This window comes from Stenotrophomonas maltophilia (assembly GCF_023518235.1).
Taxonomy (GTDB): domain Bacteria; phylum Pseudomonadota; class Gammaproteobacteria; order Xanthomonadales; family Xanthomonadaceae; genus Stenotrophomonas.
This window is the reverse complement of record NZ_CP090423.1, coordinates 1,989,925-2,009,849: the sequence shown is the minus strand read 5'-3', so window position 1 is coordinate 2,009,849 and position 19,925 is coordinate 1,989,925. Positions and strand designations below refer to the sequence as shown.

Below are 19,925 nucleotides of genomic sequence, written 5' to 3'. Positions count from 1 at the left end.
CGCAAAGCTGTACGCGTTGTTCAGGATCAATGCGGTATCATTCCGCTCTGAGCGAGTGAATCTCCCTCCGAACGAGCAGCGCCAGGGCACGCGATAAGAAGGGCGCCCAAAGCGCGGACCATCCCTTTTTTATCGCACTGCCATGCAGATGGCCGTGCCTTTGGAGTTTTCCATGTCCCAAGAATCCCAAGCGCCGCTGCAGTTTGCGCAGCTCGGCCTGTCCGAGCCCGTGATGCAGGCGGTCACCGCCATCGGCTACGAAACCCCGTCGCCGATCCAGGCGGCCACCATCCCGGCGATGCTGGAAGGCCGCGACGTGCTGGGCCAGGCCCAGACCGGTACCGGCAAGACCGCTGCGTTCGCACTGCCGGCACTGTCCAACATCGACCTGCAGCAGATCAAGCCCCAGGCCCTGATCCTGGCGCCGACCCGCGAACTGGCCATCCAGGTCGCCGAGGCGTTCCAGTCCTATTCGTCGAAGATCCCGGGCTTCCGAGTGCTGCCGGTGTACGGCGGCCAGCCGTACGGCCAGCAGCTGTCGGCGCTGCGCCGTGGCGTGCACATCGTGGTCGGTACCCCCGGCCGCGTGATCGACCATCTGGATCGCAGCACCCTGGACCTGTCCGAGCTGAAGACCCTGGTGCTGGACGAAGCCGATGAAATGCTGCGCATGGGCTTCATCGACGACGTCGAAGCCGTGCTGAAGAAGCTGCCGGAGCAGCGCCAGGTGGCCCTGTTCTCGGCCACCATGCCGCCGCAGATCCGTCGCATCGCGCAGACCTACCTGCAGGATCCGGTGGAAGTGACCATCGCGGCCAAGACCACCACCTCGGCCAACATCCGCCAGCGTTACTGGTGGGTGAGTGGCATGCACAAGCTGGACGCGCTGACCCGCATCCTGGAAGTGGAGCCGTTCGATGCGATGATCATCTTCGCGCGCACCAAGGCCGGCACCGAAGAACTGGCCAGCAAGCTGCAGGCCCGTGGCCTGGCGGCTGCCGCGATCAACGGCGACATGCAGCAGGCCCAGCGTGAGCGCACCATCGCCATGCTGAAGGAAGGCAAGCTGGACATCCTGGTGGCCACCGATGTGGCCGCGCGTGGCCTGGACGTGGAGCGCATCAGCCACGTGCTGAACTACGACATCCCGTACGACACCGAAAGCTACGTGCACCGCATCGGCCGTACCGGCCGTGCCGGCCGCAGCGGCGAGGCAATCCTGTTCGCCACCCCGCGCGAGAAGGGCATGCTGCGCCAGATCGAGCGCGCCACCCGCCAGCCGATCGAAGAAATGCAGCTGCCGAGCGTGGAAGCGGTCAACGACACCCGCATCAACAAGTTCACCTCGCGCATCAGCGAGACCCTCGGCGCCGGTGGCCTGGACTTCTACCGCCAGCTGCTGGAGCGCTTCGAGAACGAGCAGAACGTGCCGGCGATCGAAGTGGCCGCCGCGCTGGCCAAGATGCTGCAGGGCGACACTCCGTTCCTGCTGCAGGCGCCGGTGCGCGCCCCGCGTGAAGAACGGGGCCCGCGCGAGCGTTTCGACCGTGGCGACCGTCCGGAACGCGGTGATCGTTTCGATCGTAACGATCGTGGTCCGCGTTTCGAACGCGGCCCGCGCCGTGATGACGCCGAAGGCGGTTTCGAGCAGCGCCCGCGCCGTGAGGTTACGCCGCGCGGTGCACCGGAGCAGGGCATGGAGACCTACCGCATTTCGGTGGGCCACCAGCATGGCGTGAAGCCGGCCAACATCGTCGGCGCCATCGCCAACGAAGCCGGCCTGGAAAGCCGCTTCATCGGTCGCATCGACATCCACGACGACTTCTCGCTGCTGGATCTGCCGGCGCAGATGCCGCCGGACGTGCTGTCGCACCTGCAGAAGGTCTGGGTGTCCGGCCAGCAGCTGCAGATGCGTGCGCTGGCCCCGGGTGAAGACACCAACCCGGCTCCGCGCCCGTTCAAGCCGCGCTTCGACAAGCGCGGTCCGGGTGGTCCGGGTGGTCCGCGTCGTGGCGGCCCGGGTGGTCCGGGTGGTCACGGTGGCGAGCGCGGCGACCGTGGTGGTGACCGCGACGGCCGCCCGCCGCGCCGTGATGGCTTCAAGCCGCGCGGCCCGCGCAGCTACTGAGCCTCACCCGACGTAGTGAACAACGCCAGCCTCCGGGCTGGCGTTGCCCGTTGTGGCCCACGAAAAAGGGGACGGAGGGGATTAAGTCGCAATTGGCCGGCTGGACGCTTATGCCGAAAACGACTTGATCCCCTCCGTCCCCTTTTTCGCATGGCCCACACATTGCCGGTCATAGGCTGGACCGGTTCCAAGGGAGGTTGTCACCGCAGCACATTCGGGGGGATCCGGGATGGGTAGGAGTGGCACGGACCAGCAGCGCCGACGGGTTCCGATGACCCGTGGCCTGGGACTGCGATTTGCGTTGCTGACGGGCATGGCGATCGGATTGGTGGCACTGTCCGCGTTGATCCAGGAGTTGCAGGCGGCGTCCACTGCCTGGATCGCCGGCCAGGGCTACTGGTCGCGGGGGCAGCAGGATGCGACCGCCGCGCTCAGCCGTTACCTGGCCCGTGCCGATGCCCGCGATCTGGACGATGCGCGCCAGGCTCTGCGGGTGCCGTTGGGCGATCTGCAGGCGCGGCTTGCGCTCGAACAGGCCGAGCCGGATGTCGGCAAGGCCAGGCAGGGCTTCCTGCAGGGCGGCAACGCGCCGGCGGATATTCCGCGCCTGGTGTTCTCGTTCCGCTATGCGCGCGACATCGGCGCCTTCCGCGAAGCCACCACGCTGTGGCGCAATACCGATGATGACCTCAGAGCGGTGCAGGGGCTGATCGATACGTTGCAGCGGCGGCACCCGCAGGGCGCGCTGCCCACTGCCGCCCGTGACCTTCATCTGCAGCAGCTGCGCGATCTTGACCGCCGCCTGCAGATCCAGGCCCAGGCGTTTTCGCAGGCGTTGCTGCGCATGGCCACGATGGTGCGCATCGCCACGCTGGTGGTCGGTGGATTGTCGGTGCTGGCGATCAGCTTGATGGCGGTCGCACTGGCGCGGCGCGTCGGCAAGGACCTGACCGAGCATGAAAGCCGGTTCCGCGCGGCCTTCTACCAGGCCAATGTCGGCATGCTCAAGCTCGACACCGACGGCAAGGTGCTTGAGGCCAACCAGGCGATGGCCGACATCCTCGACCATCGTCGCGATGCGCTGATGCAGTTGTCCCGGGGCGACCTGTTGATGGACGGGGAACTGGTCATCGATGGTGTGGGGCGGATCGATTGGGACAGGCAGCTGCGGCCAAGTGAGCTGCGTTTCCGGCGCCGCGATGGCAGCCTGGTCTGGGGGCGCTGGAGTGGCACCGGTGTACGCAGCGCCGATGGCGGCTTGTCGGTGTTCGCGATCATCGAGGACGTCAGCCAGAATCATGCCCTGGCACGCGAGATCGAGCACCATGCCAGCCACGATCCGCTGACTGGCCTGATCAACCGCCGCGAGATCGAGCGGCTGCTGGAGCGGGCGCTGCTGCAGGTGCGCAGCGAGGGCGGCACGCACGCGCTGTGCTACATCAACCTGGACCATTTCAAGCTGGTCAACGATAGTTTCGGCCATGCTGCCGGCGACCAGATGCTGCGCAGCTTCGCCGACTATCTGCTGGCGGCGGTGCGCGACGGCGACTGGGTGGGCCGCCTGGGCGCCGACGAATTCGCGGTGTTCCTCGCCCATGCCGGGCAGGACGAGGCCAAGCGCGTACTGCAGCGGGTGATCCGCAACCTGGGCCAGGCCAGCTTCCCGATGCGGGAGGGCAGCCCGCAGCCGAGCTGCAGCATCGGCGTGGTCGAGGTCAACGCCGAGGCGCCGGACGTGAACTGGCTGATGAGCGCCGCCGACAGTGCCTGCTACGCGGCCAAGCAGGCCGGGCGCAATCGCGTGCATTGCTTCAACGAAAACCGCATGGCGCTGGAGGAACGGCGCCGCGAAGCCGAACGGCTGCAGGGCGTCAGCGTGGCGATGGCCGAGAACCGCATGGTGCTGTACGCCCAGCGCATCGCCCGTGTCGGCGATCCGCAGTACCTGCACTACGAAGTGCTGGTGCGCATGCGTGGCAGCGATGGCAGCCTGCACCTGCCGGGCCAGTTCATGCCGGCGGTGGAGCGCTACGGCATGGCCGTGGCACTGGACCGGCACGTGCTCGGCCTGCTGTTCCGGCACCTGCAGGTCTGCCCGGCGCATGTCCGGCAGCTGGGGCTGTGCAATGTGAACGTATCGGCACAGTCGATCGCAGAGCCGGGGTTCCTGGCCTTCGTCTGCGATCTGCTGGAACGCAACCGGGCGCTGGCGTCCAAGCTGTGCTTCGAGATCACCGAGACGGCCGCGATCAGCAACCTGAGCCAGGCACGCGCCTTCATCGATGCGGTGAAGGCGCGCGGCTGCCGGATGGCGCTGGACGATTTCGGCTCCGGCCTGTCCTCGTTCGGGTATCTGCGCCAGCTGCCGGCGGACATCCTGAAGATCGACGGTGCGTTCGTGCGTGACATGGATACCGATCCGGTCAGCCACGCTACCGTACGTGCGATCAGCGAACTGGGGCGCGAACTGCAGATGGAGGTGGTGGCCGAGTGGGTGGAGACGGCCGAGGTCGCCGCCGCCTTGACCCGGCTGGGCGTGCAGGGGCTGCAGGGCTATGCGATCGAACGGCCGCAGCCGCTGGAACGGATGACGCTGTCCGAGCTGCGGCCGGCGCGGCTGGTCGCAGTGAAAGGACCGCCGGCCGCCGGCTGAAGGCCCGCAGCGACTTTGGTCTACACATGCGACGTTGCGGGGGCTGCGATAATGCCGGCCAGGGGCGACGTGCAGTGGGCGCGGTCGTAGGCAGGAACAGGACGTGGCGTGGGCGGCAGGCAGTGGCGGTACCGAACAGGTGGGGTGCGGATCGTGCTGCTGCTGTGGTGGGCGATGTCCTGGCCGCTGCAGGCGGCTCCGGCAGCGGCCGGACACGATTACCTGCTGGTGGGCAGCGCCACCGACGAACCCACGCCGCACCGGGCCTGCACGCCGCAGATGCTGGACGGTCCGCGCCAGCAGGTGCAGGTCGCGGCACCACCGGGGGGCTGGTCGGGCCAGCCGCAGGCGCTGGATGTGTTCAACGTGTTTGCCGGCGAAGTGCGCGTGCAGCACGGTGATCGCGAGATCTGCGGCAACATGCACGACGCGCGCACCCGCGATTCGCGCTTCCGCGCGGGCATCGGCCTGGTCGCGGTGCCCGTGGCCGGCAGCCATGAACCGTTCCTGGTTTCCTGGCAGACACCACTGAAGGCGCGCTGGGTGCCGACGCTGCGGCTGGGCGCGCCCAGCCCGGTGCAGCAGAACGACACCGCCCGGCTGCTGGTGCGCGCGGCCTGCATCGCAGTGGCGATCGCGCTGGCGCTGTCGGCGTTGATGGCGTTCCTCACCACGCGTGATCGCAGTTTCCTGGTCTACATCGCCGGCACCGCCGTGATGGTGCTGTGGCAGTCCATCCTGGGGGGCCTGAGCGGCTATCCGGAACCGTGGCTGCCGGTGGGCGAACAGGGCGCCTGGTGGCTGCTGGCGCTGACCGCAGCGACCCAGGCGCTGGTGTTGCCTGCGCTGTGGCGGCTCAATGGCGGTGATCGTCTGCTGCCGCGCTCGCGCCCGGCCCAGTTGCTGGCGTTGTGGGGGCTGCTGGGCGTGGCGGTGCTGGTGCCGTGGCTGCAACGCGATGGCCTGGCCTGGGTGGCGCGCGGCCTGCAGGCGTCCTACCTGCTGGGCTGCGGCCTGGCGCTGGCCGTGGGCGTGTGGGCGCGCTGGCGCGGTGACCGCTGGGCGCAGGCCGGGCTGGCGGCGCTGGCGCCGATGCTGGTGCTGATCGTCGCCGATGCCTGCCGTGCGGAGTGGCTGCTGGAGTACCGGGTGGAGGCGCTGCAGCTGGCCGTGACCTGGCTGCTGATGATGTCCGCCTACGCGTTGAACCAGCGGCTGGGGCGGCTGCGCCAGCAACGCGATGAACTGCGCCAGCTGGCCGAGACCGATGGCCTGACCGGGCTGCCCAACCGTCGCGCCGGCCTGCAGCAGCTGGCCCGCCAGCTGGAACGGGTGGACCGCGAGCGTGGGCCGCTGGTGATCGGTTTCCTCGACATCGACCTGTTCAAGGACATCAACGATCGCCATGGCCATGCGGTGGGCGATCAGGTGCTGGTGGCGGTGGCGCGTGCGCTGCGTGCGGCGGTGCGCAGCCAGGACCAGGTGGTGCGGATGGGCGGCGAGGAGTTCCTGCTGCTGATGCCGGGCATGCCGCGCGAGGCCGCGTCGGCGCGCCTGGAGCGGCTGCGCCAGCGCATCACCGAGGCGGGGCAGGCGCTGCAGGTGCCGGGCCTGGAGGTGACCGCCAGCATCGGCCTGGCACAGTGGCGGCCGGGCGAGGACGATCTGGCGGCGCTGCTGCGCCGGGCCGACCATGCCATGTATGCGGCCAAGCGCGGCGGCCGCAACCGCGTGTTCGACGGTGAAACGCTCGATCCACCTGCACTGGCATGAGGCGCGCCGGGCGGCGATACCGGATAATGGTGCGATGACCACCCGACTCAACAAACATATCGCCGATACCGGCTTCTGCTCCCGTCGCGAGGCCGATCGCCTGATCGCCGCCCGCCGGGTCACCGTCAACGGCCATCCGGCCGGCACCGGCGCGGTGGTGGGCGAGGAAGACCAGGTGCTGGTCGACGGCCAGCCGCTGCGCGCGCGCGTGGCCCGCAAGCCCGGCGCCCGCCGCCACGTCTACATCGCGCTGAACAAGCCGGTCGGCGTCACCTGCACGACCGAGACGTCGGTCAAGGGCAACATCGTCGACTTCGTCGGCCACGAGCAGCGCATCTTCCCGATCGGCCGCCTCGACAAGGAGTCGGAAGGGCTGATCCTGATGACCAGCAACGGCGACATCGTCAACCAGATCCTGCGTGCCGAGAACGGTCACCAGAAGGAGTACCTGGTGGCGGTCAACAAGCCGGTCACCGATGAGTTCCTGCGCGGCATGGCCCGTGGGGTTCGCATCCACGACCAGATGACGCTGCCGTGCAAGACCTCGCGCATCGCCAAGTTCGGTTTCCGCATTACCCTGCAGCAAGGCCTGAACCGGCAGATCCGCCTGATGGCCGCCGAGTTCGGCTATCGGGTGACCCAGCTGCGCCGCGTGCGCATCGACAACATCAAGATTGGCGCGCTGAAGCCGGGCCAGTGGCGCAACCTGACCGAGCAGGAACTGCAGGGCCTGCTGCCGAAGCAGCTGGACTGGTAGTGCCGGCCGCTGGCCGGCACCCCTCGATGTGCGGATTGCAGCCCGGCATCCGCTAGACTTCGCAGTGACCTGCCGGAACATGACGCTGCATGATCAAGCCCGACAAGCCCGCCAACGAAGCCCTCCGCCTCGAGGCGCTGTACCGCTACCGGATCCTCGATTCGGAGCGTGAGAAATCCTTCGATGACCTGGTGGTGATCGCCAAGGCAGTCTGCGGCACCTCGATGGCGGCGGTCACCCTGATCGATGTTGAACGGCAATGGTTCAAGTCGATCCAGGGCATCGACGCGGCCGAGAACCTGCGCAGCGAATCGATGTGCGGCCACGCCATCCTGCAGCCGCAGGAAATCATGGTGGTCGAGGACGCCCTGCAGGACATCCGTTTCCACGACAACCCGGTGGTGGCCGGCGACCCGCATATCCGCTTCTACGCCGGCGCACCGTTGATCAGCTCCGATGGCCTGCCGCTTGGCACGCTGTGCGTGTTCGATGCACAGCCGCAGCACCTGGCCCACGACAAGGCCGAGGCACTGGCCGCGCTGTCGCGGCAGGTGATGCTGGTGATGGAGCTGCGCCGCTTCGCGCTCGACATCCAGAAGCACATGCTCGAGCGTGACGACTACGAACGCCTGCTGTCCGAATACCAGGACGTGCTGCTGGCGCAGAACGCCGACCTCACCGAGCAGAGCCGTACCGATGCACTGACCGGGCTGCCCAACCGTCGCGCGATGGCGGCGGCGCTGGACCAGGCGGTGGCCGTGACCGAAGGGCAGCCGGGGTTGGCCTGCGTGGCGCTGCTGGACATCGACCATTTCAAGCACATCAACGATTTCCAGGGCCATGCCACCGGTGACCGGGTGCTGGCCGAACTGGGCGTGCTGCTGCGCTCGCACTTCGCCGGCCGCGGCATGGCCGCACGCTACGGCGGCGAGGAGTTCGTGGCGGTGATGCCCGGTACCGACCTGCGCACGGCCGAACTGCAATGCGAGTTCCTGCGCCTGGCGGTGGCCGACCTGCCGCTGGGTTTCCCTGTCACGATCAGCATCGGCGTGGCCCAGCACCGCGCGGGCGAGAACGTGGACGAAACGCTGGCGCGCGCCGACAAGGCGCTGTACCGGGCCAAGGGCAACGGCCGCAACCGGGTGGAACGGGCCGACTGAGCCCCCCCGGTAGTTCCACGCCCGGCGTGGATGCTTTTACCGATGGGCTAACGCTGTGTCGCGGCCTGTGCGATTGCACCGCGCGAGTATGGCGTTCCTGTTCCCCGGACTCGCCCATGCTGCAGACCCTGGCCATCGCCCATTACCGTTCGCTGTACGGCCTGGTGCTGCCCCTGCGCCCGTTGAACGTGATCACCGGTGAGAACGGCAGCGGCAAATCCAACCTGTATCGCGCACTGCGCCTGCTGGCGGAAACCGCGCAGGGCGGGGTGGCTGCCGTGCTGGCCCGCGAAGGGGGTCTGGGCTCGGCACTGTGGGCCGGACCGGAAACGATCGACCGTCGCGTCGGCGCGGGCGAGATCCCGCTGCAGGGCGGCCCACGCCAGGCCGCAGTGGGGTTGAAGCTGGGCTTTGCCACCGACGAATTCGGCTATGCCATCGACTTCGGCTATCCGCCACCCAGCCGTTCGGCGTTCGCGCTGGATCCGCAGATCAAGGCCGAAGCGATCTGGGCCGGGCCGTTCCTGCGCAGCGCCAACCTGCTGGTTGATCGCCGCGGGGCGACTGTGCGACGGCGCCATGCGCAGGGCTGGGAACGGGTCGATGACCGCCTGTCGGTGTTCGACAGCCTGTTCACCCAGGTGGCTGACCCGCAGCGCATGCCCGAGACCCTGGCCCTGCGCGACTACATCCGCCGATGGCGCTTCTACGACCATTTCCGCAGCGACGCCGATGCGCCTGCACGCCAGCCGGCGATGGCCACGCGCACGCCGGTGCTGCATCACGATGGGCGCGATCTGGCTGCGGCGTGGGTGACCATTGTCGAGATCGGCGATCCGGTCGCATTGGCGCGCAGCGTGGACGATGCGTTCCCGGGGGCGACGGTCGGGTTCGAGGCACTGGACGGGCGCCTGGCCCTGCGCTTCCACCAGCCCGGCCTGCTGCGGCCCTTGTCGATGGCCGAGCTTTCCGACGGCACGCTGCGCTTCCTGCTGCTGGCCGCGGCCCTGCATACCCCGCGCCCGCCACCGCTGCTGGTGCTCAACGAACCGGAGAGCAGCCTGCATCCGGACCTGCTGCCAGCGCTGGCACGGCTGATCATTGCGGCCAGCGCACGCAGCCAGGTGTGGGTGGTGTCACACGCCAGCCGCCTGATCGCGGCACTGGAACAGGCGCCGGGGTGTCATTCGCTGCACCTGCACAAGCAACAGGGCCGCACCCTGCTGAGTTGCCAGGGTCTGCTGGATGCCCCGGCCTGGCACTGGCCACAGCGCTGAGCCGTCGATTCGGCTCCGGTAGATCCACGCCCTGCGTGGATGCACTCAATCGGCGATGTTGCGCGCCTCGGCCGTGCCGAGGATCTCTGGATGCTGTACCGGCTTGCGGCGGTTCAGCAGTGGGTGCAGGAACACCGCGCCGACGATGATCGCCACGCCCAGGTAGAACCACGGTGTGACCTCGTGCTGCTCGCGCAGCAGCACCACCGCCAGCAGCACGGCGTAGACCGGTTCCAGGTTGGTCACCAGCTGCACCGTGTAGGCGCTGAGATGGCGCAGTGCGACCAGGGCCAGGGCGAAGGGCAGCAGCGTGCAGAAGCCGGCCAGCACCAGCAACAGGAGGCCGTCATGCAGGTCCGGCACCACCCACAACGGGCTGGCCAGTGCCGGCAGCAGGTACGGCATCAGCGGTGCCAGCAGAGTCAGCGTAAGCGTGCCGGCGCCCAGTTCCAGCGCGGTGACGGTGAGTGGGTCGGCATGGCTGACCATGCGCTTGTTGAGCGAGCCGAACACGGCCACCAGCAACGCTGACACCGCGCCGACCAGCACGCCCAGCCGCATGCCATCGGGTACGCCACCGACCACCAGCGCGACGCCGGGCAGCACGGCCAGGCCGAAGGCCAGCTCACGCAGCTGGAACGGCCGCTTGGCCACCCACGGTTCGATGATCGAGGTGAACACCGGCGCCAGTGCGATGCAGGTGGCGGCCACGGACGCATTGGCCAGTTTCACCGCGCCATAGAAGGTCAGCCAGTGCAGGGCGACCAGCGCGCCGATGCCAACGTAGCCGGCCACCACGCGCAGAGGCAGGGTGCGCAGCCCGCGCCAGACCCGCGGCAGCAGGGCCAGCATCGCCGTCACCAGCAGCATGCGCCACCACACCAGCGGCAGCGCGGGCAGGGTGATCAGCTTGCCGAGGATGGCGGTGACGCCCCACAGCAGGACACAGAAGTGGATCTGCCACAGCGCTTTGCGGGTGTCGGGTGTGCTCATCCGCCTATTGTGCGGCAAGCCGTCGTCCGCGGCGCTATCCGCGGGTCGGATGGCTGGTTTCTGCGGCCCGCCGCTGCAGCGCCATCGCCGCCGCCGGATTGCGTACCTTGCCCGCGCCGATGCACAGCAGGTAGACCTCGCGAGGTGCTTTCGTGGCAGGCCCGGCCAGGCACGGCAGGTCATCCACCGGCTCACCGCGCGACCAGCGCCGGGCGCGTTCGCTCCAGCGCTGTTGCACGCTCGCCGGCAGACCCTCGTTCAAGCGCGCCTGGCTGCGCTTGATCCGCGCGTAGACGAAGCCGGCGCTGACATCGCCGTGCAGTGGTGCCTCGTCGCTGTCCTCGATCACCAGCGCCACGCCATGCGTGCGTGCAGCGGCCACCAGTGCCGGGCCGTGCGCCTCGGCGTTGCGGACTTCCAGAGCGTGTTGCAGCGGCACGCCCTCCAGCTGCTTGGGCAGCTGCGCCATCAGCGCCGCCAGCATGGCCGCATCGGCCGGATGGCGTGGATCGAACTGCCACAGCAGCGGGCCCAGCCGATCGCCGAGCGCGAGCGCGGCCTGCAGGAAGGGGGCCGCGGCCTCCACCGTACTGGACAGGTCCCGGCGCTGCACCAGGTAACGCGGCGCCTTCATCGCGAAGCGGAAGCCGTCCGGCGTCTGTACCGCCCATTGCGCGCACTGGCCGGGCGTGGGCGTGCGATAGAAGGTGCCGTTGATCTCGATGCAGCGCAGTGCACGGCTGGCATGTGCCAGTTCTTCACGCTGGGGCAGGCCGGCGGGATAGAACACGCCGCCCCGCCATTGTGGAAACACCCAGCCACCGATGCCGCAGCGGATGGCGCCGGCGCTCACTGGCCGTGGTCCGTGCGCCACGGGTCGTAGCTGCCGAACCACCACAGGTAGCCTTCCGGGTCGGCGCAGGCATAGCCGCGGCCGCCGTAGTCCTGGTCGGCGATGTCGATGACGATGCGCGCTCCGGCCGCCTTGGCCCGCGCATAGTGCGCATCGGCATCGCTGACGATCACGCAGGCACTCTGGGTCTGGCGGCCGCCGACCTCGTCGGGCAGGGCGGTGTGTTCGCTCCACGCGCTCTGGTTGCCGGCCGAGCCGAGCATGATCATGCCGTTGCCGAAGGTCAGCTGCGCATGGAATACGGTATCGCCATCGGCATACACCGCCTGCGCATGAAAGCCGAACGCGCGTTGCAGCCAGTCGATGGCGGCCAGCGCGTCGCGGTAACGCAGGCACGGAATGATGGTGGATCCATTGCTCGGTTGGCCGTTCCCGCCCATGACACCCCTCCTATGGCACAGGGCAGGATCGGCCGGGGACCGTTACCATCGCGCGAAACCCCGGTGACGGCCTGCACATGGCCGCGACCCCTGTTCGGAGATGGTGCTGGATGAAGACCTGGATTGGAGGAGCCGTGCTGCTGGCGTGCACGACCATGGCGAGCGCGTCGACCCCGGCGCCGCTGCAGGATCTGGATGCGACGGTCGAGCGCGTGCGCGCGCAGTTCGACGTGCCCGGCATCGCCGTGGCCGTGGTCAAGGATGGCCAGGTGGTGCTGGAACGTGGCTGGGGCGTGCGCGAGCTGGGCAGGCAGGAGCCGGTTCAGGCCGACACGCTGTTCGCCATCGCCTCCAATACCAAGGCGTTCACCGCCACCTCGCTGAATCTGCTGGCCGAGGACGGCAAGCTGAAGATGGACGACAAGGTGATCGATCACCTGCCGTCGTTCCGCATGTCCGACCCGTTCGTGACCGGGCAGATGACCATCCGCGACCTGCTCTCGCATCGCAGCGGACTGAGCCTGGGCGCCGGCGACCTGCTGTTCTGGCCGACCACGTCCTACAGCAATGCCGAAGTGGTGGAGCGGCTGGGCAGGGTGCCGCTGAAGGGCGGTTTCCGCGAGAGCTACGCCTACGACAACATCCTTTACGCGGTCGCCCAGCAGGTGATCGAGCACGTCTCCGGCATGAGCTACCAGCAGTTCCTGCAGACCCGCATCTTCGACAAGGTGGGCATGGCCGGGACGCGCTACAACGCCGACCACCTCAAGCCAGGCGACAAGGCTGCCGTCGGCCACGCCAAGTACGATTTCAAGGACCTGCGCACCGTCGCGCCGCTGACCTGGTCGAACAATGCCGGTGCCGGTGGCATCTATTCCAGCGCACACGACATGGCGCGCTGGATGCAGGTGCAGCTGGCCGAAGGCAAGCTGGCCGATGGCACACCGCTGTTCTCCGAGAAGAGCCAGCAGCAGATGTGGCGGATGATCACGCCGCAGTCGATCCCGGCGCCGAGCGTGCCGGAACTGGCGCCGGCACGGGCCAATTTCGCAGGCTACGGCGAAGGCTGGAGCCTGAGCGACTATCGCGGGCAGAAGCTGGTCTGGCACACCGGCGGTTGGCCGGGCATGGTCTCGCGGCTGACCCTGGTGCCGGGCGAGAAGCTGGGCGTGGTGGTGCTGACCAACCAGGAGGTGGGCGCGGCGTTCAACGCGATCACCCTGAGCGTGCTCGATGCCTACCTGGGCGGTGAAACGCATGACTGGGTGGATGCCTATGCCAAGGCGGTGGCCAAGGGCCAGGACAAGGCTGACGAGGCGTGGGCCAAGCATCAGAGCGCACGCGACAAGGGCAGCCGGCCATCGCTGGCGCTGGCAGGCTATACCGGGACCTTCCGTGACCGCTGGTACGGCGACATGCAGGTCAACGGCGACGGCAAGGGCCTGCGTCTGCGCTTTGCCAGGACCGCGCAGCTGAGTGGGCGCCTGGAGCACTGGCAGCACGACACCTTCATCGTGCGCTGGGATGACCGCTCGCTCAACGCCGATGCGTTCGTGAACTTCAGCCTGGACCCGGACGGCAAGGTGCGCGAGGTGCGCATGCAGCCGATTTCCGACCTGACCGATTTCAGCTTCGATTTCCAGGACCTGCTGTTCACCCCGGTGAAATGACGCCGCCGGGCGTGGCCCGGCGCTACCGGAAGCCGGGTATCGTCGGCCGGCGTACACATCCGGCGTGGGATACTTCGCCGGCTATTGATGGCGAGGGAATGCGATGTTCCGTTGGTTTGAATCCCTGATTCCGGTGTTCCCGCCCGTGGACGGGCGCATGCCACCGCGCAAGGTGTTTCCGTTCTACCTGCACTACCTGCGCCCGGTGTGGCCGGTGCTGCTGGCCACGCTGATCGCCGGCCTGCTGCTGGCGCTGGTGGAAGTGGCGATGTTCGATTACCTGGGCCGCATCGTCGACATGGTCGCCGAACGGCCGGGTGCCGACTTCTTCAAGCGCCACGCCAATGAACTGGGCTGGATGCTGTTCATCACCGTCATCGCGCGGCCGATCCTGGTCGGCCTGCACAACCTGCTGGTCAACCAGGCCATCGTGCCCGGCCTGAGCAACCGCTCGCGCTGGCTGATGCACAACTACGTGGTGCGGCAGAGCCTGAGCTTCTTCCAGAACGACTTCGCCGGCAGCGTGGCCAACCGGGTGATGCAGACCGGTACCTCGCTGCGCGAATCGGCGGTGCAGATGGTTGATTCGCTCTGGTACATCGTGGTCTACACCGGCACCGCGCTGTACCTGTTCGCGCAGGCCGACTGGCGGCTGATGGTGCCGCTGATCCTGTGGCTGCTGGCCTATGCGGTGATCCTGTTCTACTTCGTGCCGCGCGCGAAGGAGCGGGCGTGGATCGCCTCCGAGGCGCGTTCCAAGGCCATGGGCCGCATCGTCGATGGCTACACCAACATCCCGACGTTGAAGCTGTTCGCCCATGGTGGACGTGAGCAGGCCTACGTGGCCGAGTCGATCCAGGAACTGGCGGTCAAGCACCGCGCGCAGACCCGCATCACCACCGGCATGGACCTGACCATCGCCATCGTCAACGGTTTCCTGGTCGCCGGGACCTGCGGGCTGGCGCTGTGGCTGTGGAACGGTGGCCACATCACGGTCGGCGCGATCACCCTGGCCACCGGCCTGGTGATCCGCATCCACAACATGTCCGGCTGGATCATGTGGACCATCAACGGCATCTTCGAGGACATCGGTACGGTGCAGGATGGCATCACTACCATCGCCCAGCCGCTGACCGTGCAGGACCGCGACGATGCAGTGCCGCTGCAGGTGACCCGCGGCGGCGTGCACTTCCAGGACATCCACTTCCACTACGGCAAGAAGGGCGGCGTGATCGCCGGTCTGGACCTGGTGGTCAAGCCGGGTGAAAAGATCGGCCTGGTCGGCCCTTCCGGCGCCGGCAAGTCGACCCTGGTCAACGTGCTGTTGCGCCTGTACGACCTGGAGAGCGGCCGCATCCTGATCGACGGCCAGGACATTGCCTATGTCACCCAGGAGAGCCTGCGCCAGCAGATCGGCGTGGTCACCCAGGACACCTCGCTGCTGCATCGCTCGATCCGCGACAACCTGCTGTATGGCCGCCCGGATGCCAGCGACGAACAACTGCACGCGGCGGTGGCCAAGGCGCGCGCGGCCAGCTTCATCGACACACTGGTGGACGGGCAGGGCCGTCGCGGCTACGACGCGCATGTCGGCGAGCGCGGCGTGAAGCTTTCCGGTGGCCAGCGCCAGCGCATCGCCATTGCCCGCGTGCTGCTGAAGGATGCCCCGATCCTCGTGCTGGACGAGGCGACCTCGGCGCTGGACTCGGAAGTTGAAGCGGCGATCCAGGACAGTCTGGACGAACTGATGGGCGGCAAGACGGTGATCGCGATCGCGCACCGGCTGTCGACCATCGCGCGCATGGACCGGCTGGTGGTGATGGACCAGGGCCGCATCGTCGAGACCGGCAGCCACGCCGAGCTGATTGCGGCCGGTGGGCTGTATGCGCGGTTGTGGGCGCGGCAGACCGGTGGTTTTGTCGCCGCCGATCAATGACCGCTTCGGGGTCGGATCCCTTTCCGAAGCAAAGGGCTCTGACCCCCGCGTGATTCTGGAGAGCTGCATGATCCTCCCCCTCCGCCTCCTGCTGCTGGCGCTCGCGCTGGGCCCGAGTGCTGCGACCGCAATGGCCGCTCCTGCGGCCGACGAGCAGCTTGAACAGGTGATCCTGCTCAGCCGCCACAACCTGCGCGCGCCGGTGGTGGCCTCCGGCGCGCTCGCCAACGCGACCCCTGAAACCTGGCCGCGCTGGGACGTGGGTGCGGGCGAGCTGACCACCAAGGGCGGCGTGCTGGAGGTCTACATGGGCCGCTACGTCGGCCAGTGGCTGCGCCAGACGCAGTTGCTGCCGCTGTCGGGATGCCCGCAACCGGGCGATCTCCACGCCCATGCCAACAGCCTGCAACGCACCCAGGCCACCGCACAGTTCTTCGTTGCCGGTGCCTTCCCGGGGTGCCACGTGGCAATCGAGCAGCGCATGCCGCTGGGCACGATGGACCCGCTGTTCAATCCGGTGATCCATCGCGATGATGTGGCCTATCGCGAGCGCGCGCTGTCATCGATGCGGCAGGCATTGACCGAGGCGGACCTGGCGCCGGCACTGGCGGTGGTGGAGGCGGTTACACGCTACCCGCAGTCGGCGGCCTGTGCTGACCGCAGCGACTGCCATCTGACCCTGACCGATACCACCTTCACTGCGGAAGCGGGCAAGGAGCCGCGCGCGACCGGATCGCTGGCGCTGGCAAGTGGCGTGGTCGACGCGCTGCTGATGGAGCACTACGAGGCACGCGACGCCGCCGCCGAAGGCTGGGGCCGGTTGAACACCGAGGGCCAATGGCAGGCGTTGGCGCAGATCCGCAATCGCTACCAGGACATCCTGTTCGGCACACCCGGGCTGGCGCGTGATGTGGCCGCGCCACTGTTGGAGCAGGTAGGCACGCTGTTGAACGATCCGGCGTCACCGAAGGTGGCCCTGCTGGTCGGTCATGACTCCAACATCGGCTCGGTGCTGGCGGCGCTGGGCATCACCGACTACACACTGCCAGATCAGTACGAGAAGACGCCGATCGGTGGCCTGCTGCAGTTCGAGCGCTGGCGTGACCGCCGCAGCGGCAGGGAGCGGATCCGCCTGGCCTACGTCTACCCGACCACCGTACAGCTGCGTGACGCACAGCCGCTGACCGAGGCGCAGCCGCCGGGCCGTGTTGCGTTGCGGGTGCCGGGCTGCGCGGCGCAGGGCTGCACCGCCGCGGAATTCCAGCGCCTGCTGCAACCGGCGGCCCGCTGAGGTGCGCGACTAGCGTAGGGGCGCGCGCACGATGCCGTGCGTGGCCATCAGGGTCAGGTCGCCGCCCAATCGCGGCGAGTGGAATGGCCCACGTGCGTGTGCGGCTTCGAACAGGCCGCCATCGGGCGAGCGCAGTCGATAGAACTCGACCCAGCCGCTGGCCTGCAGCGGCAGCTGTGCCACGCCGGTCTGCTGGTTGAACCACGCCGGGTCCTTGCTGCCCTCGATGACGCGTCGCGCCAGGCGATCGATGGCGTGGTCGCGGCTGGCGTACCAGTCCTGGCCGCGCAGCCGCGCCAGCTCGGCCATCATCACCAGCGGCGCCAGCGCGTAGTCGTGATAGTGCAGGGTACGCTGCCCGCGCGCCATTTCCAGCGGCAGGCTGCCATCGTCCTGGATGTCATCGACGCCCTTCTGGAAGGCGGCATGACCGGCCTGCCACAGGGCCGGGTCATCGGTGGCCAGGCCGGTGGCCAGCACGCCCAGACCGCCCCAGTAGTAGTGGTTGTTGCGGCGCCGTTTCGGGTTGTCCCAGTAGGTCAGATTGGCGCGTGCCAGCTGCTGCAGCCACGGATCGATGCGCGCGCGCTGCTGCGGGTCGGCCTGGTCATGCACTTTCAGGTAGGCCATGGCCACCGCATCGAGCATCCACTGCCGCATGTAGAACGACTGGTCGTTGTTGACCCGGATCATCTGACCGAACATCGCGCCGTCCTTCGCCCAAGCGCCGAGCCAGGCCAGCGTGCACTGCGCAGCGGCGCGATCACCATCGCGCAGGTAGTCGTCACTCATGCGCGCCACGTCGGCGGCATAGCGGTCCAGCGACGCGGTGGCGTCATGATTCTGCTGTTGAAGCGCCGGGTCGATCACCGAGCCGGCCTTGTCGGTGTAGTAGCCCAGGGCGCGGATGTCGGGCTGGCCGGGCGGTGGTGGAGGGCAGGTGGCGAAGGCACAGGCGCTGGCCAGCAGCGTGGGCAGCAGTGCAAGACGGAACAGGGGGAGAGACATGGAGGCCCGTGGAAGGGGGAACCCGGCGAACGATGCGCCCGTGCATGTTGCCGGTGCGTGATGCAGGCGCGGCTCCTGCCACCGCATGCAGAAACGGCCCGGGTCTCCCCGGGCCGTTCCGATTCCAACCTACATCCCCGATCACTCGATCGGCTGGTCCAACATCAGCTGGCGGGCGAAGCGCACCGGCGGCGCGCCGTAGGACAGCACCTGATCGTGGTACGCCTTCAGGTTGAACTTGTCGCCCAGCTTTTCCTGCACCGCCTTGCGGGTGTCGAAGTGTTCCTGCGCACCGACGAAGTAGGTCGGCAGCTGCGCCGACGTCAGCTGTGCACGTACCCACTTGCCGGCCGCCTCGCTTTCCTGCTGGAACGCGTCGTGGGTCATCAGGTGCATCGCCTTCTCGCGATCCCAGTTGTCCACGTGCACGCCCTGGTCGAGGATCGCGTTGGAGATGGTGCGCAGGTAGAACTTCAGCTGCACCAGGTGGAACAGCGGATCGTTGTTGAGGTAACCCTGCTCCTGCATCATGCGCTCGGTGTAGACCGCCCAGCCTTCGGCGAACAGGCCCGAACGCAGCACCGCACGCAGGGTGGAAGGGAACTTGGCCGAATGCCAGCCTTCCAGGTAATGGCCCGGGGTGCCTTCGTGGATGCTGAGCAGGTGGATCATGCGCGAGTTGTACTCACGCAGGAACGAATCGACCTGCTTGTCGTTCCAGTCGTCCGGAATCGGCGACACGGCGTAGAAGGTCTTCAGGTTCTTGTCCAGCGGGCCCGGCGAATCGCAGTACGCCACGGCCACGCCGCGCTGGAATTCCGGCATCAGGATGATGTCCACCGGCGCATCGGGCAGGGTCATCAGGTCGTGCTCGCGCACGAACGCGGTGGACTGCTCCAGCGCGGCCTTGGCATCGTCGACCACCTTGTCGCGCGCCGGCTTGTCGGCGTAGGCCAGCTCCAGCGCCGCTTCGATTGCCTTCTGCTGCTGCTCGTCGGTCGGCTGGGCCGGCATCTCCGGCGCACCCGGCTTGTCCTTCAGCACGGTCTGCGCGATGCCGTACATGTCTTCGCGCACACGCTTGAGTTCGGCGCGTGCACGCTCACCGATCTCCTGGCGCGACAGCGAGGAGCTCAGCGCGAACTTCAGCTTCTGGTCGTACTTTTCCGCACCGATGCGGAAATCACCCTTGGCGTTCGGCACCAGGGTCTTGTCCAGCCAGGTCTGCTGCTCATCCACCGCCTTCTTCAGGCCGTCGATGGCGGCCTGCAGGCGCTGCTGGTCGGCCTGCGGCAGTTCGCCGATGTGCGGGGTGATGAAGGTATCGACGATGCTGAGGATGCCCTTGTTCTGCTTGGCAACGGTCTCGGCGTGGATCTTCGGCACGCGGGCCGGGTCCAGGTTCTCGCGGGCCTGGGCGAAGATCGCCGGCAGCTTTTCCATGCGCGCGGTAGCCGACTTCAGGCGCTCCGGCAGCGGCGCGAATTCGCGCGCCATCAGGCCGTAGATCGCGCTGCCGGCGATGCCGTTGTACAGCTGCGGGTCCCACTTGCCGGACTGCAGCACTTCGGCGTTCCAGATTTCCGACTGCAGCTGGTTGCGCAGGATCGCCGCGTCCACCTGGTTCTCGCGGCCCAGCTTGTCCACCTCGATTTTGTCCAGCTCGCCGAGCAGCGCCTTGTAGGCGGCCACGGTCTTCTGCTGGCCGGCGGCGCTCAGGTCGTCCAGTTCACTGTCGTAGCGGTGGTCGCCGATCTGGGTGGCGCTGACCGGCGACAGCTGCATCCAGGTGTCCAGGGCACGCTTGGACAGGTCGGCGAAGGCAGCATCGGCTGCCGCATCCGCCGCCTGCTGGCCGGCGGCCGGGGTGGCGGCGTTGGTCGGGGCGTCGGTCGGCTGGCAGCCAGCCAGGGCGGCCACCAGGGCGAGGGCAAGAAGATGCGGGCGCATCGGCGTTCCTGTGCAGGGTCAAACCCCGAGCATAGG

The 19,925-nt window shown here is 68.0% G+C and carries 14 protein-coding genes; 9 read left to right on the top strand and 5 right to left on the bottom strand.

Annotation, left to right across the window (positions count from 1 at the left end; all coding sequences use genetic code 11):
* The first annotated feature begins 172 nt into the window (after window positions 1-172).
* The 6 genes from LZ605_RS09495 (at window position 173) to LZ605_RS09470 (ending at window position 9,748) form a co-directional block, all read left to right on the top strand.
* A complete protein-coding gene (locus tag LZ605_RS09495; protein WP_249844613.1) occupies window positions 173-2,128 on the top strand; it encodes a DEAD/DEAH box helicase in 1,956 nt (651 codons plus the stop codon).
* Between the two features lie 229 nt (window positions 2,129-2,357).
* Window positions 2,358-4,781, top strand: coding sequence for a putative bifunctional diguanylate cyclase/phosphodiesterase (locus tag LZ605_RS09490; protein ID WP_249844612.1), 2,424 nt, complete (start codon window positions 2,358-2,360; stop codon window positions 4,779-4,781).
* 108 nt (window positions 4,782-4,889) lie between these two features.
* Window positions 4,890-6,554 carry a sensor domain-containing diguanylate cyclase gene (locus tag LZ605_RS09485; protein WP_249844611.1) on the top strand — a complete coding sequence of 555 codons (1,665 nt, stop codon included), beginning with the start codon at window positions 4,890-4,892 and terminating at the stop codon, window positions 6,552-6,554.
* Window positions 6,555-6,588: 34 nt separating this feature from the next.
* Entirely contained in the window at window positions 6,589-7,311 is a 723-nt protein-coding gene (locus LZ605_RS09480; RefSeq protein WP_005408708.1) for a pseudouridine synthase, read from the top strand.
* 89 nt (window positions 7,312-7,400) lie between these two features.
* A complete protein-coding gene (locus tag LZ605_RS09475) occupies window positions 7,401-8,471 on the top strand; it encodes a GGDEF domain-containing protein (RefSeq protein WP_249844610.1) in 1,071 nt (356 codons plus the stop codon).
* Between the two features lie 116 nt (window positions 8,472-8,587).
* Window positions 8,588-9,748, top strand: a complete 1,161-nt coding sequence (locus LZ605_RS09470; RefSeq protein WP_249844609.1) for an AAA family ATPase — start codon at window positions 8,588-8,590, stop codon at window positions 9,746-9,748.
* A 45-nt stretch (window positions 9,749-9,793) separates the two neighbouring features.
* Here the strand turns inward: LZ605_RS09470 and LZ605_RS09465 are convergent, their stop codons facing one another.
* From LZ605_RS09465 to LZ605_RS09455, 3 genes are read right to left on the bottom strand one after another with little or no spacing between them, the layout of a single operon-like run.
* The gene (locus LZ605_RS09465) at window positions 9,794-10,741 is read right to left on the bottom strand and encodes a DMT family transporter (protein ID WP_249844608.1); all 948 of its coding nucleotides are present in this window, start codon (window positions 10,739-10,741) and stop codon (window positions 9,794-9,796) included.
* 34 nt (window positions 10,742-10,775) lie between these two features.
* Entirely contained in the window at window positions 10,776-11,594 is an 819-nt protein-coding gene (locus LZ605_RS09460) for a DUF72 domain-containing protein (RefSeq protein ID WP_249844607.1), read from the bottom strand.
* Window positions 11,591-12,034, bottom strand: coding sequence for a VOC family protein (locus LZ605_RS09455; protein WP_249844606.1), 444 nt, complete (start codon window positions 12,032-12,034; stop codon window positions 11,591-11,593). The genes LZ605_RS09460 and LZ605_RS09455 overlap by 4 nt, the downstream gene beginning before the upstream one ends.
* Window positions 12,035-12,144: 110 nt before the next feature.
* Between LZ605_RS09455 and LZ605_RS09450 the strand changes: the two genes are divergently transcribed.
* From LZ605_RS09450 to agp, 3 genes are all read left to right on the top strand, one after another.
* On the top strand, window positions 12,145-13,704 hold the full coding sequence (locus tag LZ605_RS09450; protein WP_249844605.1) for a serine hydrolase: 1,560 nt from the start codon (window positions 12,145-12,147) through the stop codon (window positions 13,702-13,704).
* Window positions 13,705-13,807: 103 nt separating this feature from the next.
* Window positions 13,808-15,640, top strand: a complete 1,833-nt coding sequence (gene smrA, locus LZ605_RS09445; protein ID WP_249844604.1) for a multidrug efflux ABC transporter SmrA — start codon at window positions 13,808-13,810, stop codon at window positions 15,638-15,640.
* A gap of 67 nt (window positions 15,641-15,707) precedes the next feature.
* Window positions 15,708-16,931, top strand: coding sequence for a bifunctional glucose-1-phosphatase/inositol phosphatase (gene agp, locus LZ605_RS09440; RefSeq protein WP_249844603.1), 1,224 nt, complete (start codon window positions 15,708-15,710; stop codon window positions 16,929-16,931).
* A 9-nt stretch (window positions 16,932-16,940) separates the two neighbouring features.
* On the opposite strand, the gene LZ605_RS09435 is transcribed toward agp, so the two are convergent.
* Both LZ605_RS09435 and LZ605_RS09430 read right to left on the bottom strand, forming a co-directional pair.
* On the bottom strand, window positions 16,941-17,939 hold the full coding sequence (locus LZ605_RS09435; protein ID WP_249844602.1) for a polysaccharide lyase: 999 nt from the start codon (window positions 17,937-17,939) through the stop codon (window positions 16,941-16,943).
* 141 nt (window positions 17,940-18,080) lie between these two features.
* Complete coding sequence (locus LZ605_RS09430; RefSeq protein ID WP_249844601.1) at window positions 18,081-19,889, bottom strand: DUF885 domain-containing protein; 1,809 nt, start codon at window positions 19,887-19,889, stop codon at window positions 18,081-18,083.
* Window positions 19,890-19,925 lie beyond the last annotated feature (36 nt).

Coding starts and splice junctions, on each gene's coding strand:
- LZ605_RS09495 (WP_249844613.1), top strand. CDS start 173: ATGTCCCAAGAATCCCAAGCGCCGCTGCAGTTTGCGCAGCTCGGCCTG.
- LZ605_RS09490 (WP_249844612.1), top strand. CDS start 2,358: ATGGGTAGGAGTGGCACGGACCAGCAGCGCCGACGGGTTCCGATGACC.
- LZ605_RS09480 (WP_005408708.1), top strand. CDS start 6,589: ATGACCACCCGACTCAACAAACATATCGCCGATACCGGCTTCTGCTCC.
- LZ605_RS09475 (WP_249844610.1), top strand. CDS start 7,401: ATGATCAAGCCCGACAAGCCCGCCAACGAAGCCCTCCGCCTCGAGGCG.
- LZ605_RS09470 (WP_249844609.1), top strand. CDS start 8,588: ATGCTGCAGACCCTGGCCATCGCCCATTACCGTTCGCTGTACGGCCTG.
- LZ605_RS09465 (WP_249844608.1), bottom strand. CDS start 10,741: ATGAGCACACCCGACACCCGCAAAGCGCTGTGGCAGATCCACTTCTGT.
- LZ605_RS09455 (WP_249844606.1), bottom strand. CDS start 12,034: ATGGGCGGGAACGGCCAACCGAGCAATGGATCCACCATCATTCCGTGC.
- LZ605_RS09450 (WP_249844605.1), top strand. CDS start 12,145: ATGAAGACCTGGATTGGAGGAGCCGTGCTGCTGGCGTGCACGACCATG.
- smrA (WP_249844604.1), top strand. CDS start 13,808: ATGTTCCGTTGGTTTGAATCCCTGATTCCGGTGTTCCCGCCCGTGGAC.
- agp (WP_249844603.1), top strand. CDS start 15,708: ATGATCCTCCCCCTCCGCCTCCTGCTGCTGGCGCTCGCGCTGGGCCCG.
- LZ605_RS09435 (WP_249844602.1), bottom strand. CDS start 17,939: ATGTCTCTCCCCCTGTTCCGTCTTGCACTGCTGCCCACGCTGCTGGCC.
- LZ605_RS09430 (WP_249844601.1), bottom strand. CDS start 19,889: ATGCGCCCGCATCTTCTTGCCCTCGCCCTGGTGGCCGCCCTGGCTGGC.